Raw genomic sequence first — 14,247 nt, 5'->3', positions numbered from 1 at the left:
TCAAAAAGGAGCTTCGCATGTGGCAAAGCCCGATTGCACCCGGCCTTTCCTGGTATCAAGCCACCGTGGGCGAACGCCCTGAATACGAACCGCTGGATGGTTCGACCACGACAGATGTCGCCATTGTCGGCGGCGGCTATACCGGCTTGCAGGCGGCTTATACGCTGGCACGCGCCGGGGTCAGCGTGGTGTTGATCGAAGGCGGGCGGTTCGGTGATGGCGGCTCGGGGCGCAATGGCGGCCAGTTCGGCACCGGCCAGCGGGCCTGGCCGGAGGAGCTTGAAGCCGAGTTTGGCTTCGAGCGCGCCAAGGCGCTGTTCGATATGGCTGAACACGCCAAGCGCTATATTCTGGATTTTGCCCGCGAGCACCAGATCGACATGGAATTCATGCCCGGCCAGCTGAATGTCGAGCACAAGCGCGGCAAGGACAAGGAGTATCGCAAAAGCGTCGAGATCGCCGCGACCCGGTTCGATTACCCGCATATGAGCTTCATGGACCGCGAGGAAACGGCAGCCCGGTTGGGCTCCAGCGCCTATTACTGCGGTATCCGCGACATCGGCACCGGCCATATCCACCCGCTGAAACTGCTGGTGGGGCTGGCGAAAGTGGCGAAAAACGCCGGTGCCCGCCTGCATGAAATGACCAAGGCCACATCGATTGCCCAAAGCGGCGGCAAAACGATGATCGAAACGCCGAAGGGTACGATTACCGCCCGCCATGTGCTGATCGCTACCAATGCCTATATCGGCAATCTGGAACCGGTGACGGCGTCCCATGTCATGCCGATCCGCTCCTTCATTGGCGCTACCGTGCCGCTCAAGGATTTTCCGGACATCCTGCCCGGCTCGGAAGCGGTCGCCGATAGCCGGTTCGTGGTGCGCTATTTCCGCAAGACCCGCGACGGGCAATTGCTGTTTGGCGGACGCGAAGCCTATACAGCCGACAGCCCGCGCGATATTTCCGACCATATCCGCCGCCAGATCACCGAGATCTATCCGGCCCTTGATGGCATCGAGATGACCCATGCCTGGGGCGGCTCGGTCGGCATCACCATGAACCGCCAGCCCTTTGCCCGCGAGGTCATGCCCGGGGTGATTTCCGTCGCTGGTTATTCCGGCCATGGCGTGATGTTGTCAAACTATTGCGGTACGCTGTTTGCCAAATCGGTTCTGGGAAAAACCAGCGAGTTGGACCTGTTGAAGGAGTTAAAGGTTCCGGCTTTTCCAGGCGGGTCCCGGCTGCGCTCGCCGCTTCTGTTCCTGGCGCTCAGCTGGTATGCCCTGCGCGACCGTTTTTGAGGCCGAGGAAGAAAAGTATGAGAGAGGCTCCCGATCGCCCTGTCTGCGTTGCGACAGTCTATAGCGAAGACGAATTTCTAGTGACGCGCTCTTACCTGGAGGCCTATGGCATTATCGTCGGCGAGCGCGGCAATCCAAGCAACTATCGGGGTGTTCACTTGTCCAGGGGATTGGGTGGATTGGCTATTCTCGTGCCACAATCACAAGCAGAAATGGCGTTCGATTTGCTGGCCGAAACGGAAGGGGCACCTGACGACCCAGAGCCGAAGCCTGCACCGCCCCCTGATGAAAGGCCGGTGACCCGCACCAGTATCCTGGCACGGGCTCTGGGATCGGTCTCGAAGCTGTTTTTCGGCCAAAGCGAAGGCAAAGCGCATGATCACGACCAACACAGCGATCCAAAAAGGATCCTTCACGATCCTCGGCAATCCGAAGCGCCAGAGCCGCCATCAGGAAATTAACCACACAGGGTGTGGCTTTTTTAAATCGATTGAATTATAACCTGAGCCATCAGCCTAGCCGATGGCCATGAATGAGAGATGCCCGTATGAGCAGCCAGATTATTCCTGTCGAACCCTTTGACTATGTCGTCTTTGGCGGCACCGGGGATCTTGCCGAGCGCAAGCTTCTGCCGGCCCTTTATCACCGCCAGTTGGCCGGCCAGCTCACCGAGCCGACCCGGATCATCGGGGCGTCCCGCTCACCGATGACGGATGCGGAATACCGCGAATTCGCCCATAAGGCCCTGAAGGAATTTCTGAAGCCCGATGAATTGGAAGAGAGCCAGGTCAAGCGCTTTCTCGACCGGCTGCATTACGTGTCGGTCGATGCCAAGGACGACAAGGGTTGGGATACGCTGAAAAAACTGCTGGATAGCGGCAAGGACATCGTGCGCGCCTTCTATCTGGCGGTTTCCCCATCGATTTTCGGCGATATTGCCGACAAGATCCGCGACCACAAGCTGATCACCAAATCCACCCGCATCGTGGTGGAAAAGCCGATTGGCCGCGATCTCGCCTCGGCGCAGGCGCTGAATGATACGATCGGCAAGGTTTTCAAGGAAGAGCAGATCTTCCGCATCGACCATTATCTCGGCAAGGAAACCGTGCAGAACCTTATGGCGCTGCGCTTTGCCAATGCGCTCTATGAGCCGCTGTGGAATTCCGCCCATATCGACCATGTGCAGATCACCGTTGCCGAATCCGTCGGGCTGGAAGGCCGTGTCACCTATTACGACAAGGCAGGCGCGTTGCGCGATATGGTGCAGAATCATATCCTGCAATTGCTGTGCCTCGTTGCCATGGAAGCCCCGTCCTCGATGAACTCAGAGGCGCTGCGCGACGAAAAGCTGAAAGTGCTGCGGGCGCTGAAGCCAATCGACGCCTCCAATGTCGAGAAAATGACCGTTCGCGGCCAGTACAAGGCCGGTGCTTCGGCAGGCGGTGCGGTCAAGGGTTACACGGAGGAGCTGGGCGACAGTTCCGACACGGAAACCTTCGTCGCCATCAAGGCCGAGATCAACAATTGGCGCTGGGCGGGCGTACCGTTCTACCTGCGAACCGGCAAGCGTCTGGCAGGCCGCGTTTCGGAAATCGTCATCCAGTTCAAGCCGATTCCCCATTCGATTTTCGGCGATGTCGGTCGTATCGAGGCCAACCAGCTGGTCATTCGCCTGCAACCGGACGAAGGCGTCAAGCAATGGCTGATGATCAAGGACCCAGGCCCGGGTGGCATGCGCCTGCGCCATGTGCCGCTGGACATGAGCTTTGCCGAATCCTTCGGCGTGCGCAATCCCGACGCCTATGAACGGCTGCTGATGGACGTGATCCGCTCCAACCAGACGCTGTTCATGCGCCGCGACGAAGTGGAAGCGGCCTGGAACTGGGTCGATCCGATCCTGAAGAGCTGGGAAGAGGTTGGCCAGAAGGCACAGGGTTATACTTCCGGCACCTGGGGACCAAGCCAGGCCATCGCGCTGATCGAGCGTGACGGTCGTACCTGGCACGAGAATGACTGAGGGCAACGGCATCATGGCGCATACACTGCATAGCTTTGACAATGGCGCGGCGCTGGCGACAGCGTTGGCCGACCGGGTGGCCGCAGCCCTGACGGAGGCGATTGCCGCCTCCGGTGCTGCTTCGTTGGCCGTGTCAGGCGGCTCCACGCCCAAGGCCTTCTTCGAGGCCCTGTCGCAAAAGGCGCTGGACTGGGACAAGGTCTCGGTAACACTGGTCGATGAGCGCTTCGTGCCTGAGGACAATCCCCGCTCCAACCATTTGCTGGTTGCCACGCACCTGTTGAAAAACCAGGCCGCCGAGGCCGAATTCGTGCCGCTCTATTCGCCGGAAGAGACCATCGAGGCTGCTGCCGCAGTGGCGAGCGACGCGGTGTCCGACCTTGGCACGCCGCTCGACGTGGTTATCCTCGGCATGGGAACCGATGGCCACACCGCCTCGTTCTTCCCGGGTGGCGACAATCTTGAAGACGCGCTTGACCTGACGCTGCCGCCCCGGGTGATCACTATGGAGGCGCCGGGTGCTGGCGAACCGCGCCTGACCCTGTCTTTCTCCAGCCTTGCCGATGCCGGTCTGTTGATCGTTCACATTGAGGGTGCGGAAAAGCAGGCGGTGCTGGACAAGGCGCTTTCAGGCACAGACGAGACCGAAATGCCTGTTCGCGCCGTACTGACCCGGGCTGAGACGCCTGTCGATATTTATTGGGCGCCCTGATCTCGATCAGAACGCCCTGAGAGCCAGGCTGGTATCAAAAGCGATGCGGGCCTTGAAGAACGAGGCCCAATAGCGCGGGCGACCGCAGCGCTTTAACAAGTGCCAAGGTCGCCTCCCCTGCCCTTTTCAGGAAGGATGCTTTCCATGAGTGCCGATCACCGTATCGAAGCCATCACCAAGCGCATTGTCGAGCGCTCCAAGCCGACCCGCGAGGCCTATCTGGATCGCGTTCGCCGGGCCGCTGGCAAGGGTGTGAACCGGGGTTCGCTGGCCTGTGGCAATCTTGCCCATGGTTTTGCGGTCTGTTCCCCCGGGGACAAGGCGGCGCTGGCTGGCGACACCGTCCCCAATCTCGGCATCATCACCGCCTATAACGATATGCTCTCGGCACATCAGCCGTTCGAGACCTATCCGGCCCTGATCCGCCAGGCGGCCAGCGAAGTGGGTGGCGTCGCCCAGGTGGCAGGCGGCGTGCCGGCGATGTGTGATGGCGTTACCCAGGGCCAGCCCGGCATGGAGCTGTCGCTGTTTTCCCGCGATGTTATCGCCATGGCGGCTGGCATCGGTCTCAGCCACAACATGTTCGATGCGGCGGTGTTTCTCGGCGTCTGCGACAAGATCGTCCCCGGCCTGATGATTGCCGCACTGACCTTCGGTCATCTCCCCTCCGTGTTCATTCCGGCTGGACCGATGACTACGGGCTTGCCGAATGACGAAAAGACCCGCATTCGCCAGCTCTATGCCGAGGGCAAGGTGGGCCGGGCCGAACTGCTGGAAGCGGAATCCAAATCCTATCACGGCCCCGGCACCTGCACATTCTACGGCACCGCCAATTCCAACCAGATGCTGATGGAAATCATGGGCTTTCACATGCCCGGCGCCTCCTTCATCAATCCCGGCACGCCGCTGCGCGATGCGCTGACCCGCGAAGCAACCAAGCGGGCGCTGGCGATTACCGCGCTTGGCAATCAATACACACCGTCAGGCGAGATGATCGACGAGCGCTCCATCGTCAATGGCGTGGTCGGCCTGCATGCCACCGGCGGCTCCACCAACCATACCATGCACCTGATCGCCATGGCCCGTGCGGCAGGCATTTTGCTCAGCTGGCAGGATATTTCCGACCTGTCCGACATTGTGCCGCTCTTGGCCCGCGTCTATCCAAACGGCTCTGCGGACGTGAACCATTTTCACGCCGCCGGCGGCATGGGCTTCCTGATCAAGCAATTGCTGCGCGCCGGTTTCGTCCACGACGACGTTCGCACCGTCTATGGCCAGGGGCTTGCCGCCTACACCATCGAGCCGCATCTGAACGCCGACGGCACCGTAGACCGCCAGCCCTCGCCCGAAGACAGTGCCGATCCAAAAGTGCTGTCGCGGATCGAAGCGCCGTTTCAGGCGAATGGCGGCTTGAAAATGCTGACTGGCAATATGGGCAAGGCGGTGATCAAGATCTCCGCCGTCAAGCCGGAGCGCCATATCGTTGAGGCGCCTGCCATGGTGTTCCACAGTCAGCAGGACATGCAGGATGCCTTCAAGGCCGGCAAGATGAACCGCGACTTCATTGCCGTGGTGCGCTTCCAGGGGCCGAAGGCCAATGGCATGCCGGAACTGCACAAGCTGACTCCGTCGCTTGGCGTGCTTCAGGACCGTGGCCTCAAGGTGGCGCTGGTGACGGACGGACGGATGTCCGGCGCCTCTGGCAAGGTGCCTGCCGCTATCCACGTCACGCCGGAAGCCGTCGACGGCGGACCGATTGCCAAGATCCGCGATGGCGACATGATCCGCCTCGATGCCGTGGCGGGAACGCTGGAAGTGCTTGTCGATGCAGCGGAATTTGCCAGCCGCAGCCCTGAAGTCATCGACTTGGCGGATAATGACTTCGGCATGGGACGTGAACTGTTTGCCCCTCTGCGCCGGATTGCAGGCCCAGCAGACCAAGGCGCCAGCGTGCTGTTCTAGAATTTGCCTGGTTCAGAATGCGCGGGACAGGTCTGTCGAATGACAAATCGAATCAGGAATCCGTCGATTTGAGGCGGAAACATAGTTTTATATTCTCGGTTATAGCCTCGTGCCGAAGAACTGGAATCGGCACGGCGCTGTAGCACTTTATATCGGCTGGATAATGGTCGCTTTAAACCTAAAGTTGTTTAAGGCATTATGCGGTAGAAGTGTCTCGAATATTTCAAGCCCATGGGAGGTTTGCACCACCCTGGGCTTTATCAAACGCGCCGTGGCATTGACCATTCCATTCACTGCATCATTCAAGCTCATCCAAGATATGAGAGCATCACCGTATTTCGTGTCGTTGCGAATGGTTTAATCCATCTGTTTCACGCATCCGCGCTTTGGAGGATTTTCGGCGCTTTAATACCAAGTCTCGACGATGCTGACAGCGCGATTTGTATCTCCAAGGTCGCTTTCAATCCGTCTTGATATGCGTAAAAACCCGGGGCATCGATCTTTTTACCACTGTACTCTTTTGGGATTTACTGCCTCTATCAGAACAACCCGTCACAATCTCCCGGATTTCTCTTTCATACAAAATCATTCCTCAGCCATTTGTATTTTTTGATAAATTGAAATTTTACAAAATTTGTTTTTTGCACAAAATATACAACCAAAAATTGCTTCATCTTGTGCATATGAAAAAATATATGTATTTATCTTTTTATTCTAATAAATATTTATTAAATAATTTTGTTATTTATTGAAATAAGTAATGCGTTGAAACCGTATTACATCAGCGGTTTTCAGATTCATTTCGGTCAGCAAAATTTCTGCTCCAACTGGAACGGGTTTTCTGAAAGTCGCCGTTATCACAATGCGTTTTTTTGACGCACCGATCTATAAAGTCCACGCATTTTACATTTTTTAATTTATGTCTATCTACATTAGATTTTAATCATCTATCTGGCGAGAGACGACACCAAAGAGGAAATCAATCCAATGCTCGACAATGTAAAACTCAGTTACAAGATATATGGTGGTTTCGGCGTCATTATCGCCATTCTCATCACCATTGCCGGCATGTCAGTCTATTCCAACACCAGTAATCAGTCCAACTTTACTGATTATCGCGCCATTGCCCGGCTGACCAATGAAGCAGGCCGCGTGCAGGCAAACATGCTGGAAGCTCGCCTGGCCTTTCTGAGATATCAAGCCGACCATTCCGCCGATAATCTTGCTGCTTTTGATAAGCGTCTGGCCACCGTCAAGGAAAGCACCGCCAATCTCTTGTCTATGGCCCGCTCCGATGCGGAGAAATCCGCTTCAGCCGGGTTCACGGCTGCCGTTGCAGATTATGAAAATGGCTTCAAGGCCGTCGTCGCCGCCCAATCGGAACGCGACAAACTGGTCGATACAAGCCTCGACCGGCTAGGCCCTGGAATTGAAAAATCCACCTCACAATTGCTCGGTGATTTCGACAGCAGTGGTAATAATATTGCGGCTTACAAAGCCACTCAGTTCCTGGCCTCGACCTTCGTCATGCGGCTGGCTGCCACCAGATACCTGTTGAACAACGAGACCGCGGATTACCAAGCGGCGATGGCAGCAGCACAGGATGCGCTGGCCCGCTCCACCGAGGTTACCGCAGCCATTGTCATTCCCGAACGCGCGCAGCGGTTCAAAGCCACCCTGGATGATCTCAACACCTATATCAGCGACCTGACCAAGACACAGGCTGTTATCACCAAGCGCAATTCCGTCATCACCAATGTCATGAATACCGTCGGCCCGAAATTGGCCAAGGACACCGAAGAACTGAAACTGGTCCTGAAGAAAGAACAGGATGCGCTCGGCCCTCGCATCGAGGAGACAATGCGCGCTTCGATCACAACAGCCATTATAGTCGCCGCACTTGGCCTTCTCCTCGCCACCGTATTGGCGGTGTTGATCGCCCGCAGCATCAGCCGTCCGATCCTGGCGATCACCTCCGCCATGAGCAAGCTGGCCGACAACCAGTTGGAGACCGAGATTCCGGGCCTCACCTATGATAACGAGGTCGGGCTGATGGCCAAGGCCGTCAATGTCTTCAAGCAGAATGCCATCAAAATTCGCCAGCTGACTGCACAAGAAGCCGCTTTGCAGCAGAAAAATGCCGATCTGCAATCCGATATTGCCACAGTCGTCTCGGCAGCGGTCGCCGGTGATTTCACCAGCCGCATTACCAAGCACTACGACAATCCAGATCTGGACGCCTTTGCCAACAACGTCAACACGCTGGTGGACTCCGTAGACAAGGGTATCGCGGAAACCAGGCGGGTGGTTTCCGCTCTCTCCAATGGCGACCTGACGGAATCCATGAGCGGTAGATATCAAGGCGTGTTTGCCGAATTGCAGACCAATGTCAACGAAACCATGACCAAGCTACGGCTGCTGATGGAACAGGTGCGCCAATCCGCAGATGTCATCAATGGCGGTGCCGACGAAATCCGCCAGGCCTCCAACGATCTGTCTCGCCGGACGGAAACCCAGGCGGCCTCGCTTGAAGAGACCTCGTCGGCCTTGGAAGAAATCACCGTTGCGGTCAAAACCTCGACCGAACGAGCACAGGAATCCAGCAAGATGGTCTCTGAAGCCCGTCGGTTTGCCGAGCAATCCGCCGATGTCGTCCAGGACGCAACAGCCGCCATGAGCCGCATCGAGCAAGCCTCAAACGAAATCACCCAGATCATCAATGTGATTGATGAGATTGCGTTCCAGACCAACCTTCTGGCGCTCAATGCCGGGGTCGAGGCCGCCCGCGCTGGCGAGGCCGGCAAAGGCTTTGCCGTTGTCGCCCAGGAAGTCCGCGAACTGGCGCAGCGGTCGGCCACCGCCGCCAAGGACATCAAGGCGCTGATTACCAAATCGTCGAATGAAGTGGAGACGGGCGTGAGGCTGGTCACCGGCACCGGGGAAGCGCTGAGGGAAATCCAGCAAAAGGTCATCGGCATTTCCAGTCAGGTCACTTCAATTGCCACGGCTGCAAACGAGCAATCGACCGGTCTCAGCGAGGTCAATACTGCCGTCAACCAGATGGACCAGATGACCCAGCAAAATGCCGCCATGGTCGAGGAGGCCGCCGCCAGCACCTCGAAACTGGCCGAGGAAACCGTCAACCTGCTCAATCTGATCTCGCAGTTCAAGGTCCACAAGGCCGACCACGGCATGCGCCGCGCCGCCTGATCGGGATCAGCTTACAAACCACGCGACACGGCAGGGCAGACGCCCTGCCGTGTCATTTAAGGAATTATGAAGCAGTCATCCGTTGAACAATGTCCTGCCGTTGCTTCAGCGTTGCTGCTAAGTTTTCGCGCACCCTGGCGACGATGGCAGCCGGTGCTGTTTCCGGTGTTCCCGCCTGAAAGGGGGGATCGGGTGCATATTCCAGAGCCAGCTGAACCGTTTGGGCCACATCCTCACCAATCAGGGCCGCAAGAACGGTCAGGCCAAAATCAATCCCAGCCGTGACCCCGCCTGCCGTTATAACATTGCCATCGGTAACGATCCGGCCCTGCGTCGGAATTGCTCCCAATGGAGCCAGCAGGTGTTTTGACGCCCAATGGCTGGTGGCTTTCTTATCCTTCAGCAACCCCGCCGCCGCCAGCACGAGCGATCCCGTGCAAACAGAGGTGACAAAAGCTGCATCTAGCGCCTTTTCCCGGAGGAATGTCAGCACATCCTCATCTTCCATCAAGGCATCAATGCCTTTCCCGCCCGGCACGCAAATGACATCCAATGGTGGGCAATCGGTAAAAGTCACTGTTGGTGACAATGATAAACCCGTCGCAGACATGATCTGCGCCAGGTCTTTCCAGATCAGATGCACGACAACATCCGGCGCAGAGGCAAATACCTCAAATGGACCCGTCAGATCCAGTTGCTGAACATTCGGAAAGACGAGAATTCCGACATGAAAGGTCACTTTTCACTCCTTGTGGAAAGCCGCCCACACGGGCATGGGCAGGGTGAACGCAGCGCATTTTCGGCTTTGACACAAACGCGCTCGTGAAGGGTCAACGCCGCGAGAGTGTCGCTCGAGGATTGACAAAGACACCCTAGCTGAAAGACACTTGGCAGAATTGCCAACAATCCCTCGAATTCTGCCAATCTATGCGTATCATCGATATCCTCGGCTTCGAGAATGCCCAATTGCTCGACATCACTGGCCCGTTTCAGGTTTTCGCCACCGCCAATGACGAATTGCGCCTGTTGGGAAAGCCCCCTGCCTATCAGCTCCGCCTGGTTGCAAAGACGGGGCAAGTGATCACCAATTCGGGCCTTGCCCTTGCCAGCCAGGAACTTCCGAAGGCAGATCAAGCAATCGACACGCTGATGATTGCCGGTGGTCGGGGCGTTAATGCCGCCTGCTGTGATGAGGACATTCTGGCCTGGATTCGCACCAGGGCCGCCCATGCCCGCCGTGTTTGCTCGGTCTGTAGTGGCGCATTTTTGCTGGCTGAGGTTGGCTTGCTGGACGGGCGTAAAGCCGTCACCCATTGGAACCGCTGTGCGGAGTTTTCCGAACGCTTTCCGCAGGTCAAACTCGACCCGGACCCGATCTTTCTTCAGGATGGACATATCTGGACATCCGCAGGCGTCACTGCGGGAATTGATCTGGCGCTGGCGCTGGTGGAAGCCGATCTTGGCCGAAGCCTTGCTCTCGCTGTTGCACGCGAATTGGTGGTCTTTCTCAAACGCCCCGGCGGACAGTCGCAGTTCAGCACTATGCTGGCTTTACAGCAAGAGAGCGACAGGTTTGACGCTTTGCACAGCTGGATTCTGGATAATCTGCGTCGTGATCTATCGGTGGAAACGCTCGCCAGCCATGTTCATATGAGCACGCGCAGCTTTTGTCGCCATTACCTCAAATTCACCGGACGAACGCCAGCGCGGGCCGTGGAAGAAATAAGGGTGGAAGCAGCAAGACGTCTGCTGGAACAGGGTGTCAGTGTTGCTCAAACACGGCTGCGCTGTGGGTTCGGCGCGGATGAAACCATGCGCAGAAGCTTTTTGCGTATCCTCTCCACGACCCCCCAGGCTTATCGCGAGCGGTTTTGAAGCCGCGGCAGGGCGTATTCACTGGGGAAATATGCCCCATGCCATCAGGACTTTTTTAATTTACCTTTGCGGAGGCTCCTATAAAACGAAGCCCAGACGTTAGACAGGAGTTTATAGTGCCATCAATTTTCGATAGCGATCAACATTCAGCTGCTCCCCAGGCCGATAAAACATTCGAACGACTGCAAGGTAACACTCCCACTCAGCACGATGACGGCCCCCCCAACGCAACACCGGCTGGCGCAATAAATGGCTGGCGTGAACAATGGTGGCGGATCGTCGATATGAAGATCGGCGTCGTTCCCGTTCCTATTTATGTTCTTCTCTTCGTATTGATTGCCGCCTTCGCCGCCACCGGCAAGGTGCCCTCCGACCTGACCATGTCGATTGCCATTCTGTCCTTTGGCGGCTTCTTCTTCATGCAGCTCGGTCGCTGGCTGCCATGGCTGGGCATGATGGGGGGAGCGGCGATCCTGTGTTTCGTGGTGCCGTCCGCCATGGTGTTTTACGGCCTCATCCCGCCGCCGGTCGCCGAAGCGATCGACAGTTTCGTCAAGAGCTCCAATTTCCTCTATATGTATATTGCCGCCATCATTGTCGGCAGCATCCTCAGCATGGATCGCAGCGTGCTGATTGCCGGTTTTTTCAAGATTTTCGTGCCTTTGGCGATCAGCTCGATAACTGCCATGCTGGTTGGTACCCTGGTCGGCGTGATCATGGGGATGACCGTCGAGCATAGCCTGTTTTTCGTCGTCCTGCCCATCATGGCCGGCGGCCTGGGCGAAGGCGCAATCCCGCTGTCCATGGGCTATTCCGGCGTTCTGTCTCAGCCGCAGAACGAGATTTTCGCGCAGATTATTCCCGTCGTCATGCTGGGCAGCTTCACAGCCGTGGTGATCTGCGGCCTGCTGAATGTGCTCGGCAAACGCTATCCTCACCTCACCGGCGAAGGCCGATTGCAGGCGGGCCTGTTGAATATCGACATCAACGGCAAAAAGCCGGGTGAACAGCCGGTGGACCGCGCGATGATTGCCACGGCAGGCGTCACCATCGTCACCTTCTATCTGGTGGGTGTTCTGGCCCAGCGGCTTCTGGATTTTCCAGCCCCGATCACCATGCTGTTTCTGGTGGTGATTGCCAAACTGGGTCAATTGGTCTCGCCAAGCCTTGAAGATGGCGGACGAGAAGTCTACGCGTTTTTCTCGCGCATCGTGACCTGGCCCCTGCTGTTTGCCATGGGCATTTCCTATACGCCGTGGCAGTCGTTCATCAGCGCCTTTACCCTGCAAACGGTGGTCACGGTGGTCAGCACCGTACTCACATTGATCGGCACAGGATTTCTGTCCGCCCGCCTCGTCAAGATGTTTCCCATCGATGTCGCCGTTGTGGTCGGCTGTCACAGCGGCCAGGGCGGCACCGGCGATATCGCCATTCTGACCGCCGCCAACCGGATGAGCCTGATGCCATTTTCGCAGATCGCCACCCGCATCGGCGGTGCCATCACGGTCACCTGCGCCATCCTGGCTTTTCAGCATCTGGTTTGAACACGAAAACGCCGCGCTGGTGCCAGCGCGGCGTGGTCATATCGAGATTTCTTCGTGTTACAGCTTTGCCATGTATTTCGGCAATTCAGCCACGGTCGGCACAACGATCAGCGTCTTGATGTCGCCGCGCTTGTAGGCGGCCAGGAAGCGCGGATATTCCTGGAACACCACGCAGCCACTGGAATCGCCGCGCACCCGCAGCAGGAACGTATGGGTCAGGAAGCCATCGCGGCCATACATATTGTTGCCGCCGACCGGTGTCATGCGCAAGGCCTCAACACCATGGAACAGGCTTTCGCGCAGCGTCAGCCGATAGATATTCGGCGGGGTCGCACCACGGTTCTTGATGTGGACGGAGCGCGGATTGTCTCGATTCTCGCCACGACCGGAATGGGCCACCAGCTTTTCACCATTCGGCATATAGACCGTGGCGCTGGAAATGTCATAGACGGCGACACCGCTGCCGCGACCGGGCAATGAGGCGCGCTTGCGGAAGATCGACGGGCTTTCATCATCGTCCATCACCTCCTGCGAGCGGGCATAGGCCATCACTGTCTTTGGCGCGGTTTTTTCAGGCGCAGATTTCAGCGGAATGGTCTTCGGTTGCGGCCGGGCGGAAGTGTCGGCGTCTGTTTCAGGCTTGGGTGCAACCAGAACTTCACGGAAAGGGTCACTCTTGGGCCGGTTGATCGGCGCTGGCACCACATCCGGTAGCATGGCCACCTGCATCGGCTTGGCGGCAGGTGGTTCAGCCGAGGCAATGGTGGTCGGGCCAGCTTGTGAAGGAGCGACGGGATCGCGGCCGCGGTCGGCGACCAATGCGGTTGCGACCGGCTGCAATTGCGCGGACAAGGGCTGGTTTATCTGGCCAAGGGGCGGCGCTGTCTTCAGGATCGCCTCAGCAACCTGCTGTGGCGGCATAGCGGTCGGTTGAACTGGCTGCGGCTTTGCCGCCACGGCCTGGGCAACCTGGCTGCCCGTATCATTGCTCCAGCGCTGCGCCAATGCCCGCTCGGCGATGGAGACGGCTAGCGCCTGCTCCAGAATTGCGCGTCCGGCGAGGTCGAGTGGCTTGGAAACCGGCGTGGAAAGCGCTGCGATTTCGTGGCGAACCTGCGCCATCTTCTCCTTTACCGCCTGGGCCGACCGAACTTCGTCCCGCCGTGCCACCGCGACAGGCGGCTTTGGCAGGACCAGGCTATTGCGGAATTCCGCCGCCATATCCCTCGAAAAGGGAGAGGAGACAGGGGCTTGTGAAAAACCGACACCATGCAGCGTGCTAAATGTCACGGCGACCCAAAGACCAGCGGCAAGGCTACCGCCGACAAGCGCCGCGCCGGACATCAGCCTGGGAACCAGGACGGACTTTGCGCGCCCGGACCGACCAGTAACGGTTCTGCCAGTGCTGGGAAAGAAATCGACCGCGAACGCCATACTCACAACTCGTACCCAAACAGCCGGTCAGCGGCTGGCGGCTCAACGCCGCAACTTTTACCAAGGCTGGAGGATGTCCAAGCATCCCCGCCTTCAAGAGAGTGCAACTGTCTCAAATGCATGTCCGCCTGAGACCATCGCCCTGAAGATCCGGTCCAGAAGACCCAGTCCATCGGCAACACGAGCCGACTG

General features: G+C 57.8%; 10 protein-coding genes. 8 read left to right on the top strand and 2 right to left on the bottom strand.

The window, feature by feature from the left end:
• Positions 1-17 precede the first annotated feature (17 nt).
• The 6 genes from ASB66_RS08090 (at position 18) to ASB66_RS08065 (ending at position 9,202) form a co-directional block, all read left to right on the top strand.
• Positions 18-1,301 carry an NAD(P)/FAD-dependent oxidoreductase gene (locus ASB66_RS08090; protein WP_060716435.1) on the top strand — a complete coding sequence of 428 codons (1,284 nt, stop codon included), beginning with the start codon at positions 18-20 and terminating at the stop codon, positions 1,299-1,301.
• Positions 1,302-1,318: 17 nt separating this feature from the next.
• Positions 1,319-1,762 carry a hypothetical protein gene (locus tag ASB66_RS08085; protein ID WP_060716434.1) on the top strand — a complete coding sequence of 148 codons (444 nt, stop codon included), beginning with the start codon at positions 1,319-1,321 and terminating at the stop codon, positions 1,760-1,762.
• An 86-nt stretch (positions 1,763-1,848) separates the two neighbouring features.
• On the top strand, positions 1,849-3,318 hold the full coding sequence (gene zwf, locus ASB66_RS08080; RefSeq protein ID WP_060716433.1) for a glucose-6-phosphate dehydrogenase: 1,470 nt from the start codon (positions 1,849-1,851) through the stop codon (positions 3,316-3,318).
• Between the two features lie 13 nt (positions 3,319-3,331).
• Positions 3,332-4,030, top strand: coding sequence for a 6-phosphogluconolactonase (gene pgl / locus ASB66_RS08075; RefSeq protein WP_060716463.1), 699 nt, complete (start codon positions 3,332-3,334; stop codon positions 4,028-4,030).
• Positions 4,031-4,174: 144 nt separating this feature from the next.
• The gene (gene edd / locus ASB66_RS08070) at positions 4,175-5,992 is read left to right on the top strand and encodes a phosphogluconate dehydratase (RefSeq protein WP_060716462.1); all 1,818 of its coding nucleotides are present in this window, start codon (positions 4,175-4,177) and stop codon (positions 5,990-5,992) included.
• Between the two features lie 987 nt (positions 5,993-6,979).
• Positions 6,980-9,202 carry a methyl-accepting chemotaxis protein gene (locus tag ASB66_RS08065; RefSeq protein ID WP_114386368.1) on the top strand — a complete coding sequence of 741 codons (2,223 nt, stop codon included), beginning with the start codon at positions 6,980-6,982 and terminating at the stop codon, positions 9,200-9,202.
• Between the two features lie 64 nt (positions 9,203-9,266).
• Here ASB66_RS08065 and ASB66_RS08060 read toward each other — a convergent pair whose 3' ends face one another.
• A complete protein-coding gene (locus ASB66_RS08060) occupies positions 9,267-9,941 on the bottom strand; it encodes a DJ-1/PfpI family protein (RefSeq protein WP_060716431.1) in 675 nt (224 codons plus the stop codon).
• Between the two features lie 188 nt (positions 9,942-10,129).
• On the opposite strand from ASB66_RS08060, the gene ASB66_RS08055 reads away from it, so the two are divergent.
• On the top strand, positions 10,130-11,077 hold the full coding sequence (locus ASB66_RS08055; protein WP_060716430.1) for a GlxA family transcriptional regulator: 948 nt from the start codon (positions 10,130-10,132) through the stop codon (positions 11,075-11,077).
• A 284-nt stretch (positions 11,078-11,361) separates the two neighbouring features.
• Positions 11,362-12,621, top strand: a complete 1,260-nt coding sequence (locus tag ASB66_RS08050) for a 2-hydroxycarboxylate transporter family protein (RefSeq protein WP_197433260.1) — start codon at positions 11,362-11,364, stop codon at positions 12,619-12,621.
• Positions 12,622-12,678: 57 nt separating this feature from the next.
• Here the strand turns inward: ASB66_RS08050 and ASB66_RS08045 are convergent, their stop codons facing one another.
• Positions 12,679-14,055, bottom strand: coding sequence for a DUF2778 domain-containing protein (locus tag ASB66_RS08045; RefSeq protein ID WP_081088896.1), 1,377 nt, complete (start codon positions 14,053-14,055; stop codon positions 12,679-12,681).
• Positions 14,056-14,247: the final 192 nt, after the last annotated feature.

Source organism: Gillisella vitis (assembly GCF_001541345.2).
GTDB lineage: Bacteria > Pseudomonadota > Alphaproteobacteria > Rhizobiales > Rhizobiaceae > Allorhizobium > Allorhizobium vitis.
This window is presented reverse-complemented; position numbering and strand designations above follow the sequence as displayed.